Origin of the sequence: Pedobacter sp. PF22-3 (genome assembly GCF_026239555.1) — a bacterium.
GTDB lineage: Bacteria > Bacteroidota > Bacteroidia > Sphingobacteriales > Sphingobacteriaceae > Pedobacter.
Window position 1 is genome coordinate 672956 of the sequence record NZ_JAPIVP010000001.1, and the last position, 25405, is coordinate 698360.

23 protein-coding genes are annotated in these 25405 nt (G+C 37.9%); 18 read left to right on the forward strand and 5 right to left on the reverse strand.

Annotated elements, in window-relative coordinates; translation table 11 throughout:
• The first annotated feature begins 96 nt into the window (after window positions 1-96).
• A complete protein-coding gene (locus OQX63_RS02855) occupies window positions 97-879 on the forward strand; it encodes an SDR family oxidoreductase (RefSeq protein WP_265849377.1) in 783 nt (260 codons plus the stop codon).
• 305 nt (window positions 880-1184) lie between these two features.
• Here the strand turns inward: OQX63_RS02855 and OQX63_RS02860 are convergent, their stop codons facing one another.
• Window positions 1185-1814 carry a DNA-3-methyladenine glycosylase family protein gene (locus OQX63_RS02860; RefSeq protein WP_265849378.1) on the reverse strand — a complete coding sequence of 210 codons (630 nt, stop codon included), beginning with the start codon at window positions 1812-1814 and terminating at the stop codon, window positions 1185-1187.
• Window positions 1815-2032: 218 nt separating this feature from the next.
• On the opposite strand from OQX63_RS02860, the gene OQX63_RS02865 reads away from it, so the two are divergent.
• The 5 genes from OQX63_RS02865 to OQX63_RS02885 all read left to right on the forward strand — a co-directional run bounded on the left by OQX63_RS02865 (window position 2033) and on the right by OQX63_RS02885 (window position 9789).
• Window positions 2033-2710, forward strand: coding sequence for a response regulator transcription factor (locus OQX63_RS02865; protein WP_265849379.1), 678 nt, complete (start codon window positions 2033-2035; stop codon window positions 2708-2710).
• The gene (locus tag OQX63_RS02870; protein ID WP_265849380.1) at window positions 2711-4063 is read left to right on the forward strand and encodes a sensor histidine kinase; all 1353 of its coding nucleotides are present in this window, start codon (window positions 2711-2713) and stop codon (window positions 4061-4063) included.
• Between the two features lie 189 nt (window positions 4064-4252).
• Window positions 4253-5521 (forward strand): TolC family protein, encoded by a 1269-nt coding sequence (locus OQX63_RS02875; protein WP_265849381.1) that lies wholly within the window; start codon window positions 4253-4255, stop codon window positions 5519-5521.
• A 9-nt stretch (window positions 5522-5530) separates the two neighbouring features.
• On the forward strand, window positions 5531-6619 hold the full coding sequence (locus OQX63_RS02880; protein WP_265849382.1) for an efflux RND transporter periplasmic adaptor subunit: 1089 nt from the start codon (window positions 5531-5533) through the stop codon (window positions 6617-6619).
• Window positions 6620-6648: 29 nt separating this feature from the next.
• A complete protein-coding gene (locus OQX63_RS02885; protein WP_265849383.1) occupies window positions 6649-9789 on the forward strand; it encodes an efflux RND transporter permease subunit in 3141 nt (1046 codons plus the stop codon).
• A 114-nt stretch (window positions 9790-9903) separates the two neighbouring features.
• Here OQX63_RS02885 and OQX63_RS02890 read toward each other — a convergent pair whose 3' ends face one another.
• Window positions 9904-12300, reverse strand: coding sequence for a TonB-dependent siderophore receptor (locus OQX63_RS02890; protein ID WP_265849384.1), 2397 nt, complete (start codon window positions 12298-12300; stop codon window positions 9904-9906).
• Between the two features lie 287 nt (window positions 12301-12587).
• Here OQX63_RS02890 and OQX63_RS02895 point away from each other — a divergent pair, with 287 nt between their 5' ends.
• Window positions 12588-13334: a LytR/AlgR family response regulator transcription factor gene (locus OQX63_RS02895; protein ID WP_265849385.1), complete on the forward strand. Its 747-nt coding sequence runs from the start codon at window positions 12588-12590 to the stop codon at window positions 13332-13334.
• Here OQX63_RS02895 and OQX63_RS02900 read toward each other — a convergent pair.
• On the reverse strand, window positions 13323-13478 hold the full coding sequence (locus OQX63_RS02900; protein ID WP_265849386.1) for a hypothetical protein: 156 nt from the start codon (window positions 13476-13478) through the stop codon (window positions 13323-13325). The two genes, OQX63_RS02895 and OQX63_RS02900, sit on opposite strands and share 12 nt — an antisense overlap.
• 277 nt (window positions 13479-13755) lie before the next feature.
• On the opposite strand from OQX63_RS02900, the gene OQX63_RS02905 reads away from it, so the two are divergent.
• Complete coding sequence (locus tag OQX63_RS02905; protein WP_265849387.1) at window positions 13756-14640, forward strand: sensor histidine kinase; 885 nt, start codon at window positions 13756-13758, stop codon at window positions 14638-14640.
• A 127-nt stretch (window positions 14641-14767) separates the two neighbouring features.
• Here the strand turns inward: OQX63_RS02905 and OQX63_RS02910 are convergent, their stop codons facing one another.
• Window positions 14768-14998 carry a hypothetical protein gene (locus OQX63_RS02910; protein WP_265849388.1) on the reverse strand — a complete coding sequence of 77 codons (231 nt, stop codon included), beginning with the start codon at window positions 14996-14998 and terminating at the stop codon, window positions 14768-14770.
• 240 nt (window positions 14999-15238) lie between these two features.
• On the opposite strand from OQX63_RS02910, the gene OQX63_RS02915 reads away from it, so the two are divergent.
• From OQX63_RS02915 to OQX63_RS02925, 3 genes are all read left to right on the forward strand, one after another.
• Window positions 15239-15922 (forward strand): phosphatase PAP2 family protein, encoded by a 684-nt coding sequence (locus OQX63_RS02915; protein ID WP_265849389.1) that lies wholly within the window; start codon window positions 15239-15241, stop codon window positions 15920-15922.
• 42 nt (window positions 15923-15964) lie between these two features.
• Window positions 15965-17452: an ArnT family glycosyltransferase gene (locus tag OQX63_RS02920; protein ID WP_265849390.1), complete on the forward strand. Its 1488-nt coding sequence runs from the start codon at window positions 15965-15967 to the stop codon at window positions 17450-17452.
• Window positions 17453-17580: 128 nt separating this feature from the next.
• Window positions 17581-18534, forward strand: coding sequence for an alpha/beta hydrolase (locus OQX63_RS02925; protein WP_265849391.1), 954 nt, complete (start codon window positions 17581-17583; stop codon window positions 18532-18534).
• Between the two features lie 92 nt (window positions 18535-18626).
• Here OQX63_RS02925 and OQX63_RS02930 read toward each other — a convergent pair whose 3' ends face one another.
• On the reverse strand, window positions 18627-18824 hold the full coding sequence (locus OQX63_RS02930; RefSeq protein ID WP_265849392.1) for a hypothetical protein: 198 nt from the start codon (window positions 18822-18824) through the stop codon (window positions 18627-18629).
• Between the two features lie 236 nt (window positions 18825-19060).
• On the opposite strand from OQX63_RS02930, the gene OQX63_RS02935 reads away from it, so the two are divergent.
• From OQX63_RS02935 to glp, 7 genes are all read left to right on the forward strand, one after another.
• The gene (locus tag OQX63_RS02935; RefSeq protein ID WP_265849393.1) at window positions 19061-20032 is read left to right on the forward strand and encodes a Gfo/Idh/MocA family protein; all 972 of its coding nucleotides are present in this window, start codon (window positions 19061-19063) and stop codon (window positions 20030-20032) included.
• 208 nt (window positions 20033-20240) lie between these two features.
• Window positions 20241-20813, forward strand: a complete 573-nt coding sequence (locus tag OQX63_RS02940; protein ID WP_265849394.1) for a hypothetical protein — start codon at window positions 20241-20243, stop codon at window positions 20811-20813.
• Between the two features lie 189 nt (window positions 20814-21002).
• Window positions 21003-21233 carry a hypothetical protein gene (locus OQX63_RS02945; protein ID WP_265849395.1) on the forward strand — a complete coding sequence of 77 codons (231 nt, stop codon included), beginning with the start codon at window positions 21003-21005 and terminating at the stop codon, window positions 21231-21233.
• Between the two features lie 300 nt (window positions 21234-21533).
• Complete coding sequence (locus OQX63_RS02950; protein ID WP_265849396.1) at window positions 21534-22637, forward strand: XdhC family protein; 1104 nt, start codon at window positions 21534-21536, stop codon at window positions 22635-22637.
• Between the two features lie 14 nt (window positions 22638-22651).
• Entirely contained in the window at window positions 22652-23242 is a 591-nt protein-coding gene (locus OQX63_RS02955; protein WP_265849397.1) for a nucleotidyltransferase family protein, read from the forward strand.
• On the forward strand, window positions 23239-24219 hold the full coding sequence (moaA, locus tag OQX63_RS02960) for a GTP 3',8-cyclase MoaA (protein WP_265849398.1): 981 nt from the start codon (window positions 23239-23241) through the stop codon (window positions 24217-24219). The genes OQX63_RS02955 and moaA overlap by 4 nt, the downstream gene beginning before the upstream one ends.
• A 7-nt stretch (window positions 24220-24226) precedes the next feature.
• Window positions 24227-25405 (forward strand): gephyrin-like molybdotransferase Glp, encoded by a 1179-nt coding sequence (gene glp / locus OQX63_RS02965; protein WP_265849399.1) that lies wholly within the window; start codon window positions 24227-24229, stop codon window positions 25403-25405.

Here is a 25405-nt window from a genome sequence, read left to right on the forward strand (position 1 = left end):
ACGGGGGAAATCTAAATGGCTAAGTCCACCGCTATGCCCTATGCAAAAAGCACTATGCTTAATTCATTAAATAACAAAATAAAAATATAACCAGATATGAATTTAAATTTAAACGGCAAAATAATCCTAGTAAGTGGCGGAGCCAAAGGCATCGGCGGAGCAATTGTTAAAGCCCTAGCTATTGAAAATGCTTTCCCAATCATTATTGGCCGTAGTGAAAACGATAATGTAAAAATGCTTCAGGAAATAACAGATTTAGGTTTAAAAGCTGATTATTTCACAGCTGAGCTCACCATGCCAGATCATTGCAAAAACATTATTGACGCTATACTAACCAAATATGGTAGAATTGATGGTTTAGTAAACAATGCGGGTGTTAACGATGGTGTAGGTCTTGAGAGTGGTACTTACGAAGGTTTTATAGAATCACTACATAAAAACGTGGTACATTATTATCTTTTGGCCAAATATGCCCTTCCTGCGCTAAAGCGAAGCAAAGGTTCAATTTTAAATATAGGGAGCAAGACTGCAGAAACCGGGCAAGGTGGAACATCTGGTTATGCGGCATCAAACGGCGCCAGAAATGCTTTAACACGTGAGTGGGCAGTAGAACTATTGCCGTTTAGCATCCGTGTAAATGCCATTATTGTTGCCGAAGCCTGGACTCCGCTATACGAGAAATGGATTAACTCTTTTGAAGATCGTGATGCAAAGCTTAAAAACATCACCGATAAAATTCCGTTCGAAAACCGAATGACCACTGTGGAAGAAATTGCCCACACCGCCGTATTCTTATTATCAGATAAATCTAGTCATACTACTGGCCAACTCATTCATGTAGATGGCGGTTATGTACACTTAGATAGGGCTTTGTTGTAGGTATATTAATCCCCCACACCTTTTCTGTCATTCTGAACGTAGTGAAGAATCTTTTTTTAATATGCAATGCCTTAAATCACATTATTTCCTTTGACATCAGCTCATTTTTGGTTCTGTATTTCATAGGCTGGAAATTCTTCGCTGCGCTCAGAATGACAATTATATCCTCGGTCTGTGTCCTCCGTCTTTTCTGTCATTCTGAACGAAGTGAAGAATCTTTTTAATTATAGGTTTCTACTATCGACCTGTTTTGGGTTCGGTTTTCTATCGCTGGCAGATTCTTCGTTGCACTCAGAATGACCATTTTATTTTTTCTTTCTTTCTTCTAAATACGCATGCCACAACAGCATCGTGGCAATAGTGCGGTAAGGTTTAAACTGATTGGCCACCGCAAATATTTCTTCTTTACTTACTCCCTTTGCCAAACCTTTTATTTTCTTTAACGAGTTTACCGCAGCCAAATCCCCTATCGGGAAAATATCCTTATGGTGCAGCATAAAAATCAGATAAATATCAACCGTCCAATCGCCAATCCCTTTGATACTTTTAAGCTGGTTTCTAATGGTCAGATCGTCCATTTTCTCCATTTCGCTTAAAGACAATGTTCCGCTAACTATATTTTCTGCCAAATGGCGTACATAAGCCGTTTTTTGTCGACTGAAATAACAATCCCTTAATTCCTGATCGGTAAGTAATAACAACCCTACAGGTGTAATATCCTTTATTTTTTCTTTCAATTTATTCAATGTGGCCAACGCCGAAGCCAAAGAAACCTGCTGCTCCAAAATAACATGCACCAATGATTCGAAAGTATTCGGCCTCGACCAAAAGGGTGGATAACCGTATCGATTTAAAATAACCTGTAAATCGGCATCCCTTTTACCCGCTAGATCACAAAGCTGATGGAAATTAGTCTGATCAAATGTTTCGAACATGAAGCTGTTTTTATTCAATCCCAAATATAATAAGGATGGTTAATAAATAGAATTGATTTCGGTTAGTGAGACACCGACTATCGATTCCAATAGAGCGTTAGTCCTGTATAACCTTACTTAGTCAGTATGAGCGAATTAATTAAGCCTCAAATCTCCGAAGGTAAAGGAAAAACCCGTATTTTAATCCTATTTTAAGATGAGATGGTTACTTTTGTTGGATGCTAAAGATTGGAATAGCTGAAGACGACCCTAAAATTGCCGAACTTTTAAAGTCGGCGCTCGAAGAGAACGATTATCTGGTACTTACTTTATCTAATGGGATTGATGCGCTAGATCTTTTTTTACGTGACAGTTTTAACCTCCTGATTATTGACGTGATGATGCCCGGTCTCAACGGCATCCAGCTTTGTAAACACCTCAGAGAAAACGCGCTGCAAACACCAATCCTCATGCTTACGGCCATGGGTACCGTTGATGATAAAGTTACTGGTTTAGAAGCCGGTGCTGATGATTATCTTGTAAAACCCTTTCACCTGAAGGAACTTTTGGCCAGGGTTGCAGCACTTTTGCGCAGGCAGCCACCTATTGAAACGCAAACAGACCCTAAATTATATTTCGAAGATCTTATTCTTGATACCTACAGCAAAGAAGTAAGCCGCGCGGGTAAACCGATCGAATTAAGTGCCAAAGAATTTATCCTGCTCGAACTATTTATGCGCAACCCAAATCGTTTACTCTCGCGACAATTTATAGCAGAACAAGCCTGGGATATCAACTTCGAAACCGGCACTAACGTAATCGATGTGTATATCAATTTTCTGCGAAAAAAGATCGAAAAAGGCTTTGAACGCAAACTTATCCACACTAAAATCAATATGGGCTATATTTTGAAATAAATGAAGATTAAGGACCGCATAGCACTATATTTTACGCTGATCAGTACTTCTATGCTCTTCGCAGTGCTCTGCACGGTATATTTTACTTTTATGAAATTTTTGGAGGCCGATTTCTTCGAACGCCTGACCGACCGTACTATGGTTACCGCTAAATTGTACCTTGAAGCCGATGAAATCAGTCGGGATGCGCTGAACACGGTACGCCATAAATACCTTCAAAAGTTGAACAGTGAAGTAATCCGTGTTTACGACAAAAAGAACAGGGCTACTTTTATTGGTGATACTGCTCAATACTGGACCCCTGCCACCATTGATCAGGTAAGGAGGAAAGGTCATTTAAAATATACGGACGGTCAGCGACAAGTGGTGGGTATTTATTATAAAGATAACCAGGGCGACTTCGTCATCCTCGCTTCGGCTGATGACCAGGGCTCACACAACAGGCTCGACAAACTGTTGAAGATCATGATTTTTATCTTCTTCCTTATTTCGCTCGTGGTATTATTGTTAAGCAGATGGGTTGCGCAGAAAATGCTGAAACCGCTGCAAAAATTTATGCTCGAAGTAAAACAGGCAGGCGCTCAAAACATGGAGTTTAGGGTAGAAGAAAATAACAATAAAGATGAAATTAACCTCATTGCCCAAAGTTTTAACCATTTGATGGAAGAGCTGGAACAGGCTTTTATTTTGCAGAAAACTTTTGTAGCCAATGCTTCGCATGAACTTCGTACCCCCGTTACGCGGATGATGATAACCGCTGAACTTGCCCTCTCAAAAGAGAGAGATGAGGCTGCCTATCAGAAAGTAATCGCTTCCATGCTTGAGGATGCCGAAAAAATGGAACACACCATAACTGGTTTAGTGGCCCTGGCAAAAATGGATCTTGACCTGATTAATTCGAAACTTGTTCCGATCAAACTTGATGATTTGCTTTCTAAAATCCAAACTGAATGGAAAGTGCAGAAAAACCTTGAGCTCAAAATTACTTATCAAAAATCCATTGATACAAAAACTGAAATAATGGCCAATGCCGTTTTATTACAGATAGCTTTAGACAATATCATCTCGAATGCATTTAAATTTTCAGACAATCAGGAAGTTAATATTCGTGTAGAAACTGTTGAAAATGATTTTTTCATCCACATCACTGATCAGGGAACCGGCATCTCTACCGAAGATCAGGCAGCTATTTTTAACCCATTTTATACCCGTGCAAAAGAACAGGGCCATCAGGGCGAAGGCATGGGGCTTTACATGGCAAAAAAAATCGTCGATTTGTTAAAAGGCGAAATAACCGTAAATAACCTCGAGCAAGGTGGCTGCACTTTTACGGTGAGATTGACAAAACTTTAATGATTAATTACATCCATTTCGCTAAGCTCGTTTCTAACCAGCGTTGAATAGCATATCGTTTACAACGATAATATCGTGTTACTATTTATGCACTCGTTTGGAAACGAGTGCAAGAATGCCTAACAACTTTAATCCCCTTTTAATTCGCATTTAATCCCCCTTTAATTCGGCAAGGATAGTTTTGCTTACATGATAAGGATATTTTCGTGGCTCATTTTCTTTTTGGTTTTAACGGCCAGAGCAACTTTCGCACAAAGTGATACGTTAAGCTTAAACCTGAGCCAGGCCGAAAGCCTCTTTTTAAAAAACAATTTCGACCTCCTGGCCAGTAATTACGATGTTGACAAGGCCAAAGCAGAAATCATCACGGCCAGGCTTTTCGAAAATCCTACGCTAGAATACGAAAACCTTTTTTATAATCAGGAAACAAAGAAATTCCTGCAAACCTCTTATGCACATGGCCAATATGCCGGATCTGTTTCTCAGCTATTCAGACTTGCCGGCAAACGAAATAAGAATATCAAGCTGGCCCAAACTGGAGTTAAAATGGCCGAATACGAATATTTCGACCTGATCAGAACGCTGAAATTTGAACTCGTTAACACCTTTTACAAAACCTATTTTACTGCACAGTCGGTTAACGTATATCAGGAACAAATCAGTTCTACCAATCAGTTGATGAAGGCTTATGACCTACAGTTAAAAATGGGCAATGTTGCTGCGAAGGATGTAATCAGGATTAAGTCATTATTGATCAACCTCAAAGCCGAACAGGCAGGGCTACTGAATGAACTGGAAGATTACTATAAAGATTTAAAACTGCTCTGTGGCATTAATGCTTCTACTTCAATCACGCTTATTTTAGATAAATCAGTCCTCACATCCCCTTCTCTGGATAAAATCCCTTATCAGGCATTGCTCGATTCGGCCAGGACGAACCGTGCTGACCTTAAACAGGCCAAAACCAATCTGCTTTATAACGAACGTAATTTAAAGCTGCAAAAAGCAATGGCCATACCTGATATAGAAATTGGACTCAGTTACGACCTCAAAGGTAATTATCCAGAAAAATATACTGGTTTAGGCATTAAAATCCCTATTCCCCTGTTCTCCAGGAATCAGGGAGAAATTAAAAAGGCACAAATTGGCATCATTGCGGCAGATGTAAATATTAAAAAACAGGAAGCTTTACTGGAGAACGAGGTATTCAACAGCTACAGGACTGCTTTACGTAATGAAAAATTGTATGGAGAGATTGATCCTGCGTTCAGTTCCGACTTTAATACACTGATTTCGGGCCTGATCAAAAATTTTAAGGCAAGGAATATCAGCCTGATCGAATTTTTGGACCTCTACGATGCCTATAAAGAAAATACGCTTCAGCTCAACAAACTCCAATCCGAAAGAATGAGCACACGTGCTGAACTCAATTATGTTACCGGTTCTAATATTTTTTAAAAAAATCTCATGCAAAATTTCTATAAAAACACTGTACTTATTGCTGCAACCAGTTTATTTTTTGCTTGTAGCGAACACAAAAAGGCTGCACCAAACGATAAATTTGTCATCACCGATTCTTTGATCAGCCGCTTACTAATCGATACTGTACAGCAGGCAAATGGCAAAACCGAACTTATTTTTTCGGCCAAAATTACCGCAAATGAAGAACGAAGGTCAGAACTTTTCCCCATGGTAAGCGGAACGGTAAACCGCGTTGGGGTAAGGTTGGGCGATCAGGTTTCGACCGGACAAATACTGGCTACGCTAATCAGTTCTGAAATGGCTGGTTTTGATAAAGAAGTTATAGCGGCCAATGCCGAACTTAAAAATGCAGAAAGAGCCGTAAAGCAAGCCGAACAACTTTTCCAGAGTGGTTTATCATCGGCAAAAGAACTCGAAGAAGCCAAAAATGACTATGAGATCAAAAAAGCTGAGGCGAAAAGGGCGAGTTCTGTATTAAAACTCAATGGTGGAAGCAGTACAGGATTATACGCGATTAAATCGCCGATTAGCGGTTTTGTGATCGAAAAAAATGTTACACAGAACATGCAGCTGCGTGGCGATAACGACAAAAGCCTTTTCACCATTGCCGATCTCTCTAACGTTTGGGCCATGATCAATATTTACGAATCGGATATTTCGCGTGTTAAGGCAGGTGATGAGGTGAGTTTATCTACCCTATCCTATCCAAATAAAGTTTTTAAAGGAAAAATAGAGAAATTATATAATCAGGTAGATCAGGACAGCAAAGTAATGAATGCCAGGGTGGTGATCGCAAATCCAGGCTTTCTGCTTAAGCCAGGCATGCTCGGCACAGTAAAGGTTTCTGCAAATTCTGCAGTTGATCTTCCGGTTTTAAACTCAAGGGCTGTAATTTTCGATGAAAATAAAAATTATGTAATCGTTCTGGGGCAGGATCATAAAGTAAAGGTTCAAGAGATCGAAATCGGGCGTAAAACCGCTGATAAAACCTACATCAGCAAAGGTGTACAGGCCGGTGAGCGCATTATTGCCTCCAAACAGGTTTTCTTGTTCGAAAGCCTGAAAACGCAATAATTTTTTTTCCAACACCCTAGATTTTAAAAATGAATAAATTCATAAAAAGCATTATCGGCTTTGCGCTGAAAAATAAATATTTCATCTTTTTTGCTACTTTTATTTTACTTCTGGCAGGCTATTTAAGCTTCAAACATACTACAATTGATGCCTTCCCCGATGTAACCAATACCAATATCACCATTATTACCCAATGGCCGGGCCGTAGTGCAGAAGAGGTAGAAAAATTTGTGAGCAGACCTTTGGAAATTGCCATGAACCCTACCGAAAAGAGAACCAGCATCCGGTCTTCCTCGCTATTTGGCTTATCCATTGTAAAAGTAAGTTTCGAAGATGATGTAGATTATGCCGAGGCACGGGTTCAGGTAAATAATCATCTTGAAGAAGCCGATCTTCCAGAAGGCATCCAGCCTGAAGTGCAACCTCCTTATGGACCAACCGGAGAAATTTTTCGCTATACCTTAGCAAGTGATACAAAATCGGTCCGGGAACTAAAAACCTTACAAGATTGGGTTGTACAACGCGAACTCTTATCCGTTTCAGGCATTGCCGATGTCGTAAGTTTTGGAGGCGAGGTTAAAACCTACCAGATCACGGTCGATCCGCAGAAAGCGATCCAATACGGTGTAAGTGCAACCGAACTTTTCGAAGCGGTATCTAAAAGCAATATCAATGTGGGCGGTGATGTAATTGTGCAGAGCGGTCAGGCTTATGTGGTACGCGGTATAGGCGTGCTCAACAACATCGATGAGATCAGAAACGTGGTTGTTGACAACATCAATGGTACACCAATTTACGTCAAAACCATTGCCGATGTAGCCGAATCGGCATTACCCAGATTGGGGCAGGTTGGCCGCGACGGGGATCCTGATGTGGTAGAAGGCATTATCGTCATGAGAAAAGGCGGTAATCCCAGTGAGATAATAGCAAGATTAAAAGAAAAGATCAATACCATAAACAGCACCATTTTACCTGATGATGTAAAGATCAAACCTTTTTACGACCGCGAAGACCTGGTTAATTACTCCGTACATACCGTAATGGGCAACATGCTCGAAGGTATTTTATTTGTTACCCTGATTGTATTCCTTTTCATGGCCGATTGGCGCACTACTTTAATTGTTTCGATTATCATTCCATTGGCCTTACTTTTTGCCTTTATCTGTCTCAAATTAAAGGGCATGCCTGCCAACCTGCTATCTATGGGGGCTATCGACTTCGGGATTATTATTGATGGTGCAGTAGTGATGGTTGAAGGGATTTTCGTCGTATTAGATGCAAAGGCCAGGAAACTGGGCATGGAAAAGTTTGATAAAATGAGCAAACTCGGCTTTATCAAAAAAGCTTGCCTTGAAAATGGAAAAGGCATTTTATTTGCCAAGCTAATCATTATTACTGGTTTGCTCCCCATTTTTACATTCGAAAAGGTAGAGGGCAAAATGTTCTCTCCCTTGGCCTGGACCTTAAGTTTTGCCTTATTGGGTGCGCTAATTTTAACCTTTACCCTCGTGCCTGCCATGGCCAGCGTACTTTTGAAAAAAAATGTAAAAGAGAAACACAATATCTTTTTAGCGTGGATCACCAAGGCAACCCTTAAATTTTATGATATATGTTTCAAAAAGAAGAAACTGGTGTTTGGCATATCCATTATTGTACTTTTTCTGGGCGCTTTCAGCTTTAATTTTTTAGGCACCGAATTTCTACCCAGTTTGGATGAGGGGTCCATTTATGTCCGCGCCACGGGGCCATTGAGTATTTCATTAGATGAAACCAAAAGACTTTCGAACGAAATGAGGAAGATCTTTTTAAGTTTTGAAGAGGTAAAACAGGTGATGTCGCAAACTGGCCGACCGAATGACGGAACAGATGCCACCGGTTTTTATAATATGGAATTTCATGTGGATATCTATCCACGGAAAGAATGGAAACGCAAGCAGAGCAAAGAACAACTGATAGAACGCATGCAGGAGAAATTAAAGAGCTTTCCAGGCATCAGCCTCAATTTTTCACAGCCCATTTCAGATAATGTGGAAGAAGCTGTTTCAGGTGTAAAGGGATCGATTGTGGTAAAATTATTTGGTGAGAACTTTGAATATATCGAACAGGAAGAGGAAAAAATAGAAAGCATTTTAAAAACGGTTGATGGTATTGAAGATTTAGGAATTTTAAGAAATCTTGGTCAGCCCGAACTGCAGATTAACCTTGATCAGAAAAAAATGGCTTTATATGGAGTAAGCACAGCTGATGCAAATGCCGTAATTGAAATGGCTATTGGCGGAAAAGCCGCTACGCAGATTTATGAAGGCGAACGCAAATTTGATCTGATTATCCGTTATCCCGAAGATTTTAGGAATGATGAAAGTTCCATCAGTAAATTAAGCGTACCTACCCTATCCGGTTCAAATGTTCAATTGGGTGAAATATCGAGCATTAGCAAAATTACAGGGCCAAGTATGATTTACCGTGATAAACACAAACGTTACGGGGCTATTAAATTCTCGATCCGCGGCAGAGATATGGGAAGTGTAATTGCCGAAGCACAGCAAAAGGTAAATGCAAAAATCAAATTGCCACAAGGTTATCAGCTGGAGTGGGCTGGCGATTTTGAAAACCAGCAAAGAGCTATTGCGAGGTTGTCGAAGGCCGTACCGGTAAGTTTGTTGTTAATATTTTTTATCCTTTTTGTACTTTTTGGAAACTTCAAAGATGCATTATTGGTATTGAATAACGTTCCTTTTGCCATGATTGGTGGCATATTAGCCCTTTTGGCTGCTGGTGTTAACTTCAATATTTCGGCAGGGATTGGTTTTATCGCATTATTTGGCATCTGTGTGCAGAACGGTGTAATTCTTATTACGCGTTTCAAAACCAATATTACTGAGCTGAAATACCACCCAAACTGGACTTTTACTGATGCCATGCGTGATGGAATAGCCAGTAGGTTTAGGCCGGTATTGATGACGGCATTAATGGCGGCTATTGGTCTGATGCCCGCTGCACTCTCTACAGGAATCGGTTCAGAAGCTTCAAAACCATTGGCTATCGTAGTTATTGGTGGGTTGGTAACAAATACTTTATTTAATCTTTTTGTTTATCCGATCGTATTTTATTGGTCGTACCAAAAAAAAGTTTATGGAGGGTTCAATGATACAAAAAGACAGATTGGATAAGAGGGACTCACTTAGCGTTTATCAATCGCAGCAACACTGAAAAATCCTTGCATTAAAACAAAAAAGGCTGATACCAAATGGTATCAGCCTTTAGTACTATTTGAAAATTTCCTGTTAAAACTTGAAAGTAAAATTACCCGTAACTTTAGCCGGACTTTGAGCGGCATACCTAAACGACCAGTATTTTTCGTTAGTGAGGTTATCTATCTTTAAACCGATCCTATATTTGGGTTTGTCGTAAAATACAGCAGCATCAAGCACGGTATAAGATGGAATACTGAATTTAAATGTAGCCGTATTTACCTGGTTATAAGAACTACCGTAAATCCCGCCAAAACCCAGTCCCAAGCCTTGAGCAGCACCATCAATTAAACGATAACTGATCCATATATTAGCCATTTTTGGTGCTCCGGCAGTTGCTGGTCTTAAACCTTCAATACTGGCATTGGCTTTGGTATATTTACTGTCATTATAAGTGTAGCCAGCAATAATGTTTAATCCAGGTACTGGATTGGCAATAATTTCTGCCTCAAACCCTTTACTTAACTGGGTACCATCCTGTAATGAAAAGTTGGCGTGTACAACATCATCGTATAATGTATTGGTTACCTTGATGTCGTAATAGCTCAAAGTAGCACTGATTTTATCAAGATCAAACTTGGCACCACCCTCAAACTGGTTGGCATAACTTGGCTTAAAGGTATTTCCTTCAAAATCAGAACCGCCGTTGTTGCTAAACCCGTTCATGTAATTACCAAATATCGAAACCTTGTCTTTCACGATTTGATAAACCGCACCGAACCTTGGCGAAAAAGCAGTTTGGTTATATTTTCCTTTGGTAATGTCGTTGGCAAAATCATACGTTCCTCCATTAAAATAACGATCTACCCTTACACCAGCCATAACCAGCAATTTATCGGTTATGTTCAACACATCAGAAACATAAGCACTATAAGTGGTTTCCTCATTCGAAACCTGATTATTATAGGTTGCCGTTGTGAATAATGGTGAGATCTTGGTTGAATTAAAATTATTGTAAGCAGTACCAGGTTTTTTAAAATTTAAAGCCGGCATATTTACCGTAGCATCGTTACGTGTAGCACGCAGGCTGTAAAAATCTACACCTAGTACTACCCGGTTTCGTAAACTGCCTATTTTAAAATCGCCATTAAAATTCTGCTGGATATCAGTTCCGTAGTAAGGATAATCCTGATTGGTAACCGATTGCCTTAAAGTAGAGTCTGTTAATAAGTTGAGCGCCACGGTATAACCTTCAGAAGAGGAACGGGTACGTGATACAATCGTCTGCGATTTCCATTGTTCAGATATTTTGTACTTAGCCTGTGCAAAAATGTTATACTGTTGGCTGGTGTAGTTAACGGTATTATTGGCAAAAGAGAGTTTGTAGGGCATCTGCAAGTCGGTTATACTTCTGGCTTTTAAGTTTACCAATGTTGGTGCTATTACCAAACGCGTAGGTGAAGTGGCTTTCGAACCGCTCATTTCAACATCTAAGGCCAAGGTTAGCCTATCATTTACCATGTAGGAAAAACTAGGTGCAATTAAGTAGTTTTTATAAAAACCTGCATCCTGGAAACTTCTTTCACTGTGTAAAGCGGTGTTAATTCTTAATAAAGCTGTTTTTTCCTCATTCAATGGCGTATTTACATCAGCTGTTAAACGGTTAAGATCGTAACTTGCAGCAGAATAAGAAATTTCTCCCCTAAACGTATCGAAAGGTTTTTTGGTTACACGGTTAAATAAACCACCGAAGGATGATATGGTGCTGCCAAATAAGGTTGCTGCAGGGCCTTTAATTACTTCAATACGTTCTAGATTAGCCGGATCAATGGTGGTATAAGTAAAACTTCCAACCCCATTCCTTACCAATTGCGGAGTGCTAAAACCTCTTGAAATGTTACTTGTTCTACCCTGGTTACGGACTTCGGCAATGCCTGCCCCTGGGACATTTTTAAAAGCACTGTTATAATCGGTTATTAGCTGCTCTTTCATCAGCTCTTTACTTACAACACTATATACCTGCGGGTTTTCCATGTTCTTAAGCTGCATTTTAGAAACATCTTCACTTTCTTTCTTAGCAAAACGGTTTCCTCCACTGCTAATGATTACCTCCTCCAGTTTTTGGGAAGTAATATCAAGTTTCAATTCGATGTAAACTACAGGATTTTCAGCAGTAATTTCGACCGTTTGTGCAGAACCACCAAAACCTACTCTGATCATCTGTACTGTATATTTGCCAAAAGAAAGGTTTTTTAGCTCAAATTTTCCATCTGCATCGCTTACGGTTCCCTTTTTAATTTCTTTAAGTTTAACAGTTACACCCTGAGCACTGCTGCCATCTGTTATAGTAATCTTGCCGGTAATACTCCCTTTTTCAGGCTTGCTGCTTTGAGCCATAACCAAACTTGAAACAAATTGAAAAATGAAAAGCAGGGTGATAAAGTTCAGCTTAGGTTTACAATTATGAGTAGAAAATAAATTTATAATCATTTAATTCTTATTTAGACTGTTTTAAAATTAGGATGCAAAGAAGCACATTTTGTGCATCAAAAACAACAGCCAAATAAAGTTTTTTTGTACTTTAAAAAAGACATGATCTATATAAATAAATCATGTCTTTTTTTCAGATCTCACCTATAAATTTTTCATTTATGCTAAAATGGAATCGAAAAAATAAGTGCTTTTACTTCATCACTCCTACCGTATTATTACTCTTTTTACTATCCCATTTAAGGATAATTTGTTAAATTGCCTTTATCTAATTTAAATCGATCTTAATGAAAAACCCTATCTCATGTATCATTATTGATGATGATCCTACAGCAATAAATATTTTGAAAGACCATATTGAGGAAATGCCAAGGTTAAAGGTTCACCGTGTCTTCACTAAACCGATAGAAGCACTAAGTGAAATCAGTGCAGAGCGCAATAAACAATTGATTTTTCTGGATATCGATATGCCAGCAATGTCTGGACTACGACTTGCTGACAACATTAAACACAAATCGCATAACATTATTTTTACTACGTCCTATCCAGAATTTGCATTGGATGCTTTTAAGGTAAGGGCAAAACATTACCTGTTAAAACCTTTTGACATTGGAGATTTTGCAATAGTGGTTAATGAAGTAATTTCGGAGTGTTATGATGCACAGCAAATTGTAAACGAAAATGAAGACGCATTTTTCTTGCGTACAAATGGAGAACGCGGTAGATTGACCAAAGTTCTCAAAAAGGATATTATTTATATCCAAGGATCAAACAACCATGTGCATATTTACACACCAACAAATGATTATTCTGTGTACATGACCATTAAGGAAATGGAAGAAAAGCTCAAGGAAAATGAGCATTTCTTCCGCGTTCACAAATCATACATCATAAACACCTCCTATGTAAAGGAGATCAATGGGCACAAAATCGACCTTGGAAAGTACGAAGTGCTCATGACCCCACAATACAAAGAGGCATTTATGGATTACATTGAAAACCAAACGCTGGTATCAAAACGTTTAAGGGGTTGATCTCTGTACACCGGTAAGTGTGGTAATGACGGTTACCGTACTGGTTGTTGGATCAGTTTTTTGGAAGCGAACATTAGCCGCTTTCTCCGAGCGGAAAACAAATGCAGTTTTCCGGGTTGATTTTATGTCTGTTATTCTTTTCATAAAAGAAAATTAGCCGCCTAAAAACCATCAAAAGAGTACATTACGCAAAGCAATTGTTGACTGTTGTGAAACTGAATTTTAACCAAAGAACAAAATGAAGAACTGGCTTAAAAATTATCGCTGGCATATTATCTCATGGGCTACTTTCATTCTTTATGAATATTTATTGGTCTCTCTGGTCCTTAAAATAAATAGCCCTGTAATAAACTATGGTATTCATTACATTATTATTATCACTTTCTTTTATGTACATGCAGAACTCGTGCTGAAATGGGCCTTGAAAACACAAAAAGCCGCTTATTTTAGTATGATCATACTATCTGTACTAGAAATTTGCTTATATACATTAGCGTCATACCTTGCCGACCGTTCTCTTTCGAAAGTGTTAACTCTTTCTATTGGTAAAATGACAGTTGCAGACTGGAAGCAAATTTCTTTAACTATATGGAGAGGCATTTACTTCCTGCTTTTCTCAACAGCTTATTATTTTATCAAAAGTTATATTCATCAAAAACATAGAACAACCCAACTGGAAAAAGAAGCCATTGAAGAAGTGTTGAAGCAAAAACAAATAACACTTGAATTGGCCAATGCTAAAAATGCCTACCTAAAGGCACAAATAAATCCACATTTTTTGTTTAATACATTAACTTATATTTACAATAGCACACATAAAAGTGAGCCCAATGCCGCAGAAGCGGTGCGATACCTTTCTAAATTGATGCGTTACGCATTGGAATGCGAACATGGACCAGAAATTATGCCGCTTGAAGCAGAGATCCGTCAAGTGGAAAACCTGCTTCAGCTTTGCAGAATAAAGCAGCCTGATTTAGTTATAGATTTTATTTATGACCAGAAAACCAAATCGACGGAAGTGATTCCACTACTCTTGCTTAGTCTAACGGAAAATATGGTTAAACATGGAAACCTCAGCCAGCCAGAAGACCCCGGAAAGATTATAGTAAAACTGCAAGATGGTATATTTAGCATTCTAACAAATAACCTGATTAATACTGGCTTGAATGATACCGGTTTCCACACAGGTCTTGAAAACATACGGCATAGATTGCTGCATACCTACGAAGAAAAAGCAAAAATCATTTCAGGCCCAAAAGGCAAGTATTTTGAAGTGTTAATTACGATCAGCCTAACAGAGGCTTAATAATTTATAAATGATCTACCGAATTAAAATAGCTCCCTGTTTTATTTAGATTGCCTTAAAGTATTGTTAAATACATATCATTGTTTATTAGAAACTAAACTTCCTTTTCTAAATTCTATTTTTTGGCTTAGAAGTTATTTACTTCAAAACCACGATAGCTAAGCATTTCAGCATTATGCGAAACAATTAAGCGAAGTTTTAATCTTGCTATAATTTCTCTGGCTTGAGCAATATTTCTATGGATATCGTTTATTCCCCTGATTTCGATCCCGCCCTGCAGCAATTTAAACTTGCTGGGTTCAAATTTATCAATAAACTGCTGTAAATCCGGACTAACTTTTATCTGATTGTTTTGCATAATTAATTTAGTTCTATGGCCGCAAAGCAACACAAAGCGTTTTAAATTATCTACAACTTCATATTAACTTATTAAGAAATAATGTTGTGTTTTTTGAATTCAGCTGCTTCTACCGCTACTGAAAACTGTTTATTAAAATCACCACGGTAATTTCTTCAAACAATTCTGACTGACATAAATATGATATTCGCTTAACTTCCAGATCACGTATGGCTAGTAGTTTTGTGTAAACAACAACTCATGCGTACCATAAAAAGATTGACTAAACTCCAGCATTATTTCTTTACAGCGATATCAATACTGCTGGTGGCACTCATTTTTAATTTTAGCTTTTCTAAAACAGATGGATTCATCATTTTTAACCGATTCCATCCAACATGGTTAGATATTTTTTTTAAGTATTTCACTAATCTGGGAGATGGTTTAATCAGTATTCTGGCAGCTGTGATCCTGCTTTCATTCCAAAAAAAGAAAAAAGCATTTACTATAGTTATTGCTTACATTTATTCGGGTTTACTCATTCAGATCGCCAAAAGGATATTTCACATGCCACGTCCTAAATATTTTTTTGAGCAGACTTTATTTCATTATTCTCATTTTGTAAATGGATTAAGTACGCATAATGAAAATTCTTTTCCTTCAGGACATACTGCATCTGCTTTTGCCTTAGCCACAGTATTGGTACTGGTTTTCAAAAAAAAGAAAATTTCCCCTTACTGTCTGTTTTTTGCCTTTCTAATTGGCTATTCACGAATATATCTGGCTCAACATTTTCTTATTGATGTAATTTTTGGTGCAATAACTGGTATTATTTGCGCAATCGCGAGCTATCATCAAGTATACGATCTTAAGCTTTTCAGACCGGCTAAGCTTAACAAAAGATATAAACAGCTTAAAATCATCAATCAGTCAAACACTATCTAAGTGAAAAAAATACCAGTTAAATTATGGCTATTTATAATGGCAATGACTGTAATCAAACTGATCATAGCCTCAGCAACAGCGCTTGGAAATGATGAAGTATATTACTGGACATACGCTTTAAACTTGCAATGGAATTATTTTGATCATCCACCATTTGTAGCCTGGTTGATCAGAACCACAACGGCAAATTTATATATTCACAACGAACTGGCCGTTCGGTTCGGTGCCATAATAGCATCTACATTAGGAACCGTAATGGTATATAAAACAGGTAAATTATTGCTGAATGAACGCGTGGGTTGGTATGCTGTTTTACTCTACTCTTCTTCTTTTTATTGCAGTATCATTGCCGGCACGTTTATTTTGCCCGATAGTCCTCAAATGATTTTCTGGCTGTGGAGCATATTTTTATTGCTTAGAATTACTATATCCACCAAGCAAGGCTTACCCACATTAAATCTGTGGTGCTGGTTTGGCTTAGCGGCAGGACTTTGCATGATGTGTAAGATCCATGGTATCTATTTATGGGTTGGCGTTATCATGTTCGCTTTGTTTAGCAATAGAAAATTATTAGTACAAAAGGGTATGCATATCTCTATGCTAATTAGTTTAATTATACTATCTCCCTTTATCATCTGGAACATCAAGCATCACTTTATTACCTACACCTACCATAGCAGTCGGGTGAGTCTTTTCCATGCCGGCATAAACCCACTAGCTTTTGCCAGAGAAATTGGCGGACAAATATTTTACAATAATCCTATTGTTTTTTTTCTGGCTTGGGTGGCTGTTTTTAGTTTCATCAAAACCAAAAATCTTCTTCTTAAGAGCGAAATCCAACTGTTACTATTTTTTGCGCTACCGCTTATTGCAACACTGATTTTTCTTTCCATTTTTAGAGATACCTTGCCGCATTGGTCTGGCCCAGCGTATAGCTGTTTAATATTTCTTTCTGCATTGAAACTCGAATCTTTTAGCCTCCCAAAAGTAAAAGCAGTTATAGGTGCAGGTATGCTGTTTTTCTTGTTAATAGTAAGTACAGGCCTCATGGCTATAAATTTTTATAAGGGTACATTTTCAACGCAAAAAGATGCTGTAAAATTGGGTATGGGCGATCCTACGTTAGATTTATACGGCTGGAAGGAAACAGGAAGAATAATTGATTCTATTTATCGCGTGGATAAATCATTAGAAAAGAATAAAACAGCTCATACCATTGTGATAACAAAGTGGTTTCCTGCTGCCCATTTAGATTTTTATGTTTGTACCCAAACTGGTTTGCATACTTATGGCATTGGAGAAATATTCGATCTTCATCAGTATTACTGGTCTAACCAAAGCAAACCAAAATTAACTGTTGGCGACAATGCCTATTATATTTTACCTTCCAATCTTTACGATGAAAACAGCATCAACTTTGTTAAATCCCAATTTAAAAGTTGTAAGCCACCAATTATTCTCCCTATTTTCAGGAATGGTGCCATATGTAAAAACATTTTATTGTTTAAGTTAAATGGCTATAGAAAATAGTATAAAAGTAATTATAACTGACTATATAACGTTTAAATCTAATTGCACTTGAGCTGAAAATGCAATAAATTAGCATAATAAATTAAAGCCGATCATATAGCTGATGGCGAACCTTTTCCTTAAAAAATATGATGCCCAATTACAAATTATATCTACTGAGCACAATTTTCCTGGTACTTTTATTCAACTCTTTATCTTCAACAGGGCAGATTGTACTTCAGGATAAAAAATATCACGTAGACACTAAAGCATTTTCGAAAACCGACTCTGGCACACTCAAACTGGATATTTATTACAGCGGAAAGATAACAGAAACTAAGCCAACAGTACTTTTTGTTTTTGGTGGTGGTTTTGTAATGGGGCGCAGAGATAGCAAATTATATGATCAGTACTTTAACGCCTTAATCGAAAATCATTATAAAGTAGTATCAGTTGATTATCGATTGGGCCTTAAGGGAAAGAAATTTCCTAGCCCATTTAACACTTCAAACTTGAAAGCTGCTATTGATACTGCTACAACAGATATTTTCGATGCAACAGCTTATCTGATCAAAAATGCAAAAGAACTCGGTATTGATACGGCCATGATCATCCTATCGGGATCAAGTGCTGGCGCTATTACAGCACTACATGCCGATTATAACAAGCGGAATGCCACAGCATTATCCAAAAAATTACCTAGAGATTTTCAATACAAAGGGGTGATCTCTTTTGCCGGAGCGATATTAAGTTATCACGGTGCACCAAAATATACCATACCACCAGCTCCAACGATGCTTTTCCACGGCACGGCCGATAAACTTGTACCCTATAACAAAGTGAGATTGTTTAACAGAGGCTTTTTTGGCTCCAGGTATCTTGCGCGCACTTTCAAAAAAAACAGCTATCCATATTACTTTCAATACGTGCAAGATATGGGCCACGAAATAGCTGGTTCACCGATGGTCGAAAATTTGCCGGATATTCTATGGTTTATAGATAGTTACATCATTAAACAAAAGCGTTATTTTATGGAAGTAGATTTTAAAGACGCCGACAAAAAACCCACGTTTAACATTCCGCCTGCTTTGATAAAAAGATAGCTAAATTATTCTTTCACATTAATCTTTACTTGCTGGTGCAACTGAGATTTAAATCCGGCAGTAAAAACAAAAATTCCCATTTTCATAATGGGTCAGTGCTCATGCGCTCCAGCCCCATCACTTAGTATCCTTTCCATTTCTATCATCATTTGTTCGGCCAAACGATGTTTAGCCTTTAATTTCAATAGGTAAGCATCGGCAAATGTTACTTCAAGTTCATCCATAATAAAGGCGTATTTTGCCTTAAGTTCTATGAGATCAATCTGAAGCTTTTGGGAAAGATTTTGCATAATACAAAGCTAAAAAAAGAAGAGGCAAATTTCGGGAAAACTGCCTTTATTTTTCTTTTTAAAAAAAACAGACACCTCCTTTAAAACAATCCCTAAATTTTTTCGTTTATAATTTGATTCCGGCGTGGTTTCCGGAATACATTTGTTTGGTTAGTTGATTAGGGATCACCCTCAAAGTGAATCCCTTTTTTTATAAATTCTTTATCCATTGTGTATTACGGACAATATTTTCTAAAATGAAAGAAATCAGATGGGGTATTATTGGCTGTGGAGATGTGACCGAAGTAAAAAGCGGACCTGCTTTTAGTAAGGTGAATAATTCCAAACTTGTTGCAGTTATGCGTCGCGATGGTACCAAGGCTGCTGATTATGCCAAACGGCATCAAGTACCCAAATGGTTTGATGATGCCACTAAATTGATTAACGACCCCGAGGTGAATGCCATTTACATTGCTACCCCACCCTTACAGCATGAAGCTTACACCATTGAGGCCTTAAAAGCCGGAAAGCCGGTATATGTAGAAAAACCAATGACTTTAGATGCTGAAGCTGCTCAACGCATGACTGATGCAGCCAATAAGTTAAATGTGAAACTTTGTGTAGCTCATTACCGCCGGGCACAACCCATGTTCTTAAAAGTTAAAGAACTGTTGGCCGCAAATATTATTGGCGATATCCGATTAGTTAGCTTAAAAATGCTTCAGTCGCCCAACCCTTCACTTATTGCAAAAACCGCCAGCAATTGGCGAATTAACCCTGCCATTTCTGGTGGTGGTTTATTTCATGATCTGGCGCCACATCAACTAGACTTAATGACATACTATTTCGGCGCCGTAAAAAATGCCATTGGCATTGCAACCAGGCAACAAGAAAATACTGCAGTAGATGATTTGGTTGTGGGAAATATCCTTTTCGAAAACGGGGTGGTTTTTAGCGGTAACTGGTGTTTCTCTGTAGCACAACAAGAGGAAGCAGATCTTTGCATTATGTATGGTTCAAAAGGCCACATTGATTTCCCAATGTTTGGCAATAAAATTAAGGTCACAACCAGCCAATCATTTGAAGAATATACATTTGAACCTTTACAACATGTGCAACAACCCATGATCGAAAAAGTAGTTGATTACTTCTTAGATAAAGGGCCAAATCCATGTAGTGGTGAAGATGCTTTAATTACCATGAAATTAATGGATAATTTTACGGTATAAAACAAAAATATATCCATAAATTTAAGAAAAGATTTAAAAAGTTAAAGGATATGGATTAAAAACTGCTAGCAACTAGTTGTGCCTTATCGACAGTAATAGCTGTAAATGCCAACTAACTTATTTGTCTAATTATTATCAAATAAGCAAATACAATTCCCTTATTATCACTAATCTAATGATTAAGTAACGACTTTCGTTTAAAGATACTATGAAACACATCTTCCTCCTTCTATTGATTTTTTCGGCAAGCACAGTCCTTGCCCAGGATCAGGAAATTATTAAACGCGATTTTCAAACAATCATAAAGTACACTTCACAGATGAAGATTGACGAGGTGCTTAATATGACTTATCCAAAATTATTTAATGTAATGCCAAAGGCTCAAATGAGTGCAATGGGAAAAGGGATGCTATCAGGTATGGGTATTAAAATGATTTATGAACAGGTTCCTGTAAATCTAAAGATGACGCCGGTTAAGCCTTTTCCAAAAGGCTCCATCTGTTTAGGCAAGTATAATCAAAGTATGGTTTTGGAAGCAGCGGATGCCAATATGCTGGGTATTTTAACACAAACAAAGTTGAAAGACAACGTGATTGAAAAGCTTGGTAAAAACAAAGTAAGAATTAAGGGTAGCGCTTATTTGCTAGCAATAAAAGATGCCTACACCAAAAATACCTGGAAATACTTAAGATATGATGAAGAAAACGCTGATGTAAATGCAAAGATTCTATCTAAAGAAATCATCAAAACTGTTGAAGAAATGAAAACTTCTATAAAATAGAATAGCTCAAAATAATTCATTAATTCTTAGTAGTAAAAACGGAAACATTCTTACAGATTATTTATGTTTTTAGATTTTCAGAAACGTTCACTTAGCTGTTAGCATAAAAAGTTAAAAAAACCACTTCAATTTAAAGTAATTTCTAATTTAAAACGTCTACAGCTGATAACAGACCTAAAAACAATCTATATGATAGCCGTTTTCAAAACAAATGTATTTACAGACAGCGAGTTAAACGTAATCAGCCCTCTACTGAACAGCCATTTTAAAGAAATTAAATGGAATATCGATTTGTGGGATGCAGATAAAATCCTTCGGGTAGATTCTCCAAAAGATTGGACAAAAGAAATCACTGAACTTTTTAACAGCATTGGTTTGCATTGTATCAATCTGGAAATTTTTCATTCAGCGCCTTTTTAAGCCTAACATTGAAATTTCCGGTAATTATTACGGAATTATATTCTAGTGGTGCCAGATATACTATCCGACTGCACAAACATTGATCGAAAAATATCTTTTTGGTGGTGTCAGATATTACTATCTGACACTAACCTCGTTCTAAAAGATAATAAGCATTGGAATTTACTTTATCAGTCAGATGGAAACATCTGACTGCACAAATAATAGGGACTGCTGCATTAAAGCATACCTTAGGACTTTCGTGTGGTCATTTTTAAATAGATTATCCTTAAATTGCATCATCTACTGCATCAATGCCTAATGAAAGAAATTACTGATATTATCAAAGCGTACCAAAAGGCGTCCAAAGAAGGAAAAAGCACAGCTCTTGCAACGGTAGTTAAGGTAGAGGGTTCTTCTTACCGCAGACCTGGCGCCAGGATGCTGATTACTGAAGATGGCCAGTTAACAGGAGCCATTAGCGGAGGTTGCTTAGAAGGCGATGCCTTGCGTAAAGCACTTTCGGCAATAATACAGCAAGAAAACAAACTGATTACCTACGATACCACCGACGAAGATGATGCTAAATTTGGCATACAATTAGGCTGTAATGGTATAGTACATATTCTTTTCGAACCCATTATAGAAACTGATGAGTTAAATCCAATTGCTATTTTAACCGCTTTGCAAAGCAATAGGGAAAATGCTGTATTGGTAACACTTTTTTCGTTAACACACAGGCAACAATTTGGTACTGGGATGCTTTTTAAAAATAAACCTGTACTTTCTAAAATCCCAAAATTAATCCGTGATGAAATAGTCCAGGATGTTCATAAAATTTTTGAAAATAAAACTTCGGCCTTTAAGGTGTATGAGCAAGAAAATCAACAGATTGATGCCTTTTTGGAGTTTATAAAACCGCCCATTTCATTAATAATTGCTGGTGCAGGCAATGATGCACAGCCTCTGGCCGAAATGGCTTACCTGTTAGGCTGGGAGGTAACTGTAATAGATGGAAGGCCCACACATGCCACGCCTCAACGTTTTGCAAATGCAACCAAAGTTTTAGTAAGCAAACCGGAAAATGTTTTAGCTCAAATTCAGATAGATGAGCAAACCGCTTTCGTATTAATGACACATAATTACAATTATGACCTCGAACTCCTTAAGTCTCTTTTAGAAACAAACGCACCCTATATTGGTACACTAGGTCCAAAGAAAAAACTGCTTAGAATGTTGGATGAACTGGATTTGGCCACAAGGATAAACCAAGCCAGGGTGTATGGACCGATTGGGTTGGATATTGGTGCAGAAACTGCAGAAGAAATTGCTATTTCTATTCTCGCAGAGATTAAATCCGTTTTTGCAGGTGCTTCGGCTATCTTTTTAAAAGATAAGAATAAACCGATCCACGTTTACAAGTAAAATGTAATTAGATATTGAAAACGGGCATCATCATATTGGCAGCGGGCAGTTCCTCCCGTTTAGGCAGACCAAAACAGCTTTTGGATTACAAAGGAAAAACGCTCTTACAGACGGTAATATATGAAGCGCTAAAAACCGATCATAAACCTGTAATTGTTGTTTTAGGTGCACATGCTCAGGAAATAGCTGCTTTGCACAAGCACAATCAGATCAACATCGTTATAAATAAAAACTGGAAAAATGGCATAGCATCAAGTATTGTGGCCGGAGTTTCAACCATGATTAAACTCCATAATGAAATAGAAAGTATTATTATCGTTGTGGCCGACCAGGTTTTTATAAAAAAGAGTAACTTTAATAACTTAATTAAAAAGCAAAAAGAAACAGGCAAAAATATCATTGCCAGTGCATATGACGGAACAATAGGAACACCTGTTATTTTCAAAAAAGACTACTTCCAAGCACTTTTATCACTAAAAGGAACTGAAGGCGCTAAAAATATATTAAAACAATCCGCACAGGATCTGGAGACAGTGTTTTTTGAACAAGGAGGAATTGATATTGATACAGAAACCGATTACAATAGTTTAATTAGCCAGCAATGATAGCAGATTCTTTTGGAAGAATACACGATTACCTGCGGATATCGCTTACCGATAACTGCAATTTTCGCTGTTTTTATTGCATGCCTGAAGAAGAATACGATTTTACACCTGCCTCCCGGCTCATGCAAACCGACGAAATTATTAAACTGGCAGAAATTTTTGTGGCCAATGGCGTAAAAAAAATAAGGCTTACAGGTGGCGAACCATTGGTAAGAAAAGATGCAGCACAAATTATTGCGGCGCTGGGTAAACTACCGGTTGAGCTGGTTATTACTACAAACGGAACCCGCATTGCAGAAATGTTACCTGTACTAAAAGAAGCAGGCATTAAAACCATTAACATCAGCCTGGATACCTTGCAACCTGAGAAGTTTTTTATGATCACGCGACGGGATGTTTTCCATCAGGTACGTAGCAATATCGAACTGCTTTTGCAACACAAGATCAAGGTAAAAGTAAATATGGTGGTGATGAAAGGACTTAACGATAATGAGATCACCGATTTCATCAGTTGGACCAAACATAATCCTATTCAGATCAGATTTATTGAGTTTATGCCATTTAGTGGCAACAAATGGACGAGCAATCAGCTATTTTCATTAGATGAAATCCTATCGGTGGTCGAAAAAGATTTCACAATATTACCTGTTAAAGGAGAACCACACGATACGGCTAAAAGTTTCATGATCCCTGGTCACGAAGGTTCGTTTGCCATTATCAGCACCATGACCAACCCTTTTTGCGATACCTGTAACCGCATGCGCTTAACGGCGGATGGAAAACTAAAAAACTGCCTGTTTTCGGATAGCGAAACCGATCTGCTCAGTGCATTTCGTAAAAATGAAGATGTACTCCCACTAATTCAATCGGCTATTTGGAGCAAAAAGAAAGCATTGGGCGGACAATTGGTAAGCGATTTCGAAAAAATTGATGCCACAACCATTCAAAATAGAAGTATGATTACCATTGGAGGATAACATTTTCATGATTAGCGTAAAAGAAGCAAAATACCTCATTTCTCAACATATAGCAGTATTAAATCCCGTTTCAGTTGACTTGGCAAAAGCGTCAGGCCATATTCTTGCAGCCAATATTTATGCAAAATATGATATTCCAGCATTTAACCAATCCTCAATGGATGGTTATGCGTTAAAATTTGCTGATCACGAAAGGGTGCTCCGCTTAATTGGTGAAATGGCTGCTGGATCGACAACCAGTATTACCATCCAAGAGGGAGAAACCAGTAGAATATTTACGGGTGCTCCACTTCCTACAGGTGCAGATACGGTTGTAATGCAGGAAAGAATTACAAGGATTGATGAAAAAATAACTTTACAGGATCCAAATTTAAAACCCGGCTTAAACGTTCGCGATAAGGGTTCGGAGATTAAAGCCGGGGCACTGGCAATGGAAAAAGGAGATTTTCTTAGCCCTGCTGCTATCGGCTTTCTCGCAGGGATTGGCATTAATGAAGTTAGTGTTTACCCTATGCCAAAGATTTCGATTATTGTAACAGGAAAAGAATTACAACAGCCAGGCAAAGTACTCGAATTTGGACAGGTGTACGAATCGAATTCCTTTTCGCTTACTGCTGCTTTAAAACATGAGGGAATTGAACAGATTGCGGTTTACGAAGCGGATGATGATCTCGAAGTACTTAAAAAAACACTACAAATTGCACTGGCAAGCAGTGATGTTGTGCTGTTAACAGGAGGGGTAAGTGTTGGCGACTATGATTTCGTAATTGAAGCGGCCTCATATTGTGGCATCAACAAGATTTTTCACAAAGTAAAACAGAAACCCGGCAAACCTTTGTTTTTTGGAACAATGGATCAAAAACTCATCTTCGGGCTTCCTGGCAATCCATCGTCTGTTCTTAGTTGCTATTATAATTATGTATTACCAGCGATCAAAGCTTTATCTCATAAACGAAATAATGTAATTGAAGTGCAGGCCAAGCTTACACATGCCTATTCTAAAGCTTTGGGATTAACACATTTCCTGAAAGGAAAATATGAAAATGGGCTGGTTACTCCACTAACTGCCCAGGAATCTTACCGTTTAAGCTCTTTTGCACAAGCCAATTGCCTGATCTGCCTCGATGAAACAAAAGAACACTTTAAAGAAGGCGAAATCCTAACCGTATTGATTTTACCTGGATAA

What these genes read in the sequence shown, in the direction of transcription:
- OQX63_RS02855 (WP_265849377.1), top strand. Translation starts at nt 97, where the DNA reads ATGAATTTAAATTTAAACGGCAAAATAATCCTAGTAAGTGGCGGAGCC.
- OQX63_RS02860 (WP_265849378.1), bottom strand. Translation starts at nt 1,814, where the DNA reads ATGTTCGAAACATTTGATCAGACTAATTTCCATCAGCTTTGTGATCTA.
- OQX63_RS02865 (WP_265849379.1), top strand. Translation starts at nt 2,033, where the DNA reads ATGCTAAAGATTGGAATAGCTGAAGACGACCCTAAAATTGCCGAACTT.
- OQX63_RS02870 (WP_265849380.1), top strand. Translation starts at nt 2,711, where the DNA reads ATGAAGATTAAGGACCGCATAGCACTATATTTTACGCTGATCAGTACT.
- OQX63_RS02875 (WP_265849381.1), top strand. Translation starts at nt 4,253, where the DNA reads ATGATAAGGATATTTTCGTGGCTCATTTTCTTTTTGGTTTTAACGGCC.
- OQX63_RS02880 (WP_265849382.1), top strand. Translation starts at nt 5,531, where the DNA reads ATGCAAAATTTCTATAAAAACACTGTACTTATTGCTGCAACCAGTTTA.
- OQX63_RS02885 (WP_265849383.1), top strand. Translation starts at nt 6,649, where the DNA reads ATGAATAAATTCATAAAAAGCATTATCGGCTTTGCGCTGAAAAATAAA.
- OQX63_RS02890 (WP_265849384.1), bottom strand. Translation starts at nt 12,300, where the DNA reads ATGATTATAAATTTATTTTCTACTCATAATTGTAAACCTAAGCTGAAC.
- OQX63_RS02895 (WP_265849385.1), top strand. Translation starts at nt 12,588, where the DNA reads ATGAAAAACCCTATCTCATGTATCATTATTGATGATGATCCTACAGCA.
- OQX63_RS02900 (WP_265849386.1), bottom strand. Translation starts at nt 13,478, where the DNA reads ATGAAAAGAATAACAGACATAAAATCAACCCGGAAAACTGCATTTGTT.
- OQX63_RS02910 (WP_265849388.1), bottom strand. Translation starts at nt 14,998, where the DNA reads ATGCAAAACAATCAGATAAAAGTTAGTCCGGATTTACAGCAGTTTATT.
- OQX63_RS02915 (WP_265849389.1), top strand. Translation starts at nt 15,239, where the DNA reads ATGCGTACCATAAAAAGATTGACTAAACTCCAGCATTATTTCTTTACA.
- OQX63_RS02920 (WP_265849390.1), top strand. Translation starts at nt 15,965, where the DNA reads ATGACTGTAATCAAACTGATCATAGCCTCAGCAACAGCGCTTGGAAAT.
- OQX63_RS02925 (WP_265849391.1), top strand. Translation starts at nt 17,581, where the DNA reads ATGATGCCCAATTACAAATTATATCTACTGAGCACAATTTTCCTGGTA.
- OQX63_RS02930 (WP_265849392.1), bottom strand. Translation starts at nt 18,824, where the DNA reads ATGCAAAATCTTTCCCAAAAGCTTCAGATTGATCTCATAGAACTTAAG.
- OQX63_RS02935 (WP_265849393.1), top strand. Translation starts at nt 19,061, where the DNA reads ATGAAAGAAATCAGATGGGGTATTATTGGCTGTGGAGATGTGACCGAA.
- OQX63_RS02940 (WP_265849394.1), top strand. Translation starts at nt 20,241, where the DNA reads ATGAAACACATCTTCCTCCTTCTATTGATTTTTTCGGCAAGCACAGTC.
- OQX63_RS02945 (WP_265849395.1), top strand. Translation starts at nt 21,003, where the DNA reads ATGATAGCCGTTTTCAAAACAAATGTATTTACAGACAGCGAGTTAAAC.
- OQX63_RS02950 (WP_265849396.1), top strand. Translation starts at nt 21,534, where the DNA reads ATGAAAGAAATTACTGATATTATCAAAGCGTACCAAAAGGCGTCCAAA.
- moaA (WP_265849398.1), top strand. Translation starts at nt 23,239, where the DNA reads ATGATAGCAGATTCTTTTGGAAGAATACACGATTACCTGCGGATATCG.
- glp (WP_265849399.1), top strand. Translation starts at nt 24,227, where the DNA reads ATGATTAGCGTAAAAGAAGCAAAATACCTCATTTCTCAACATATAGCA.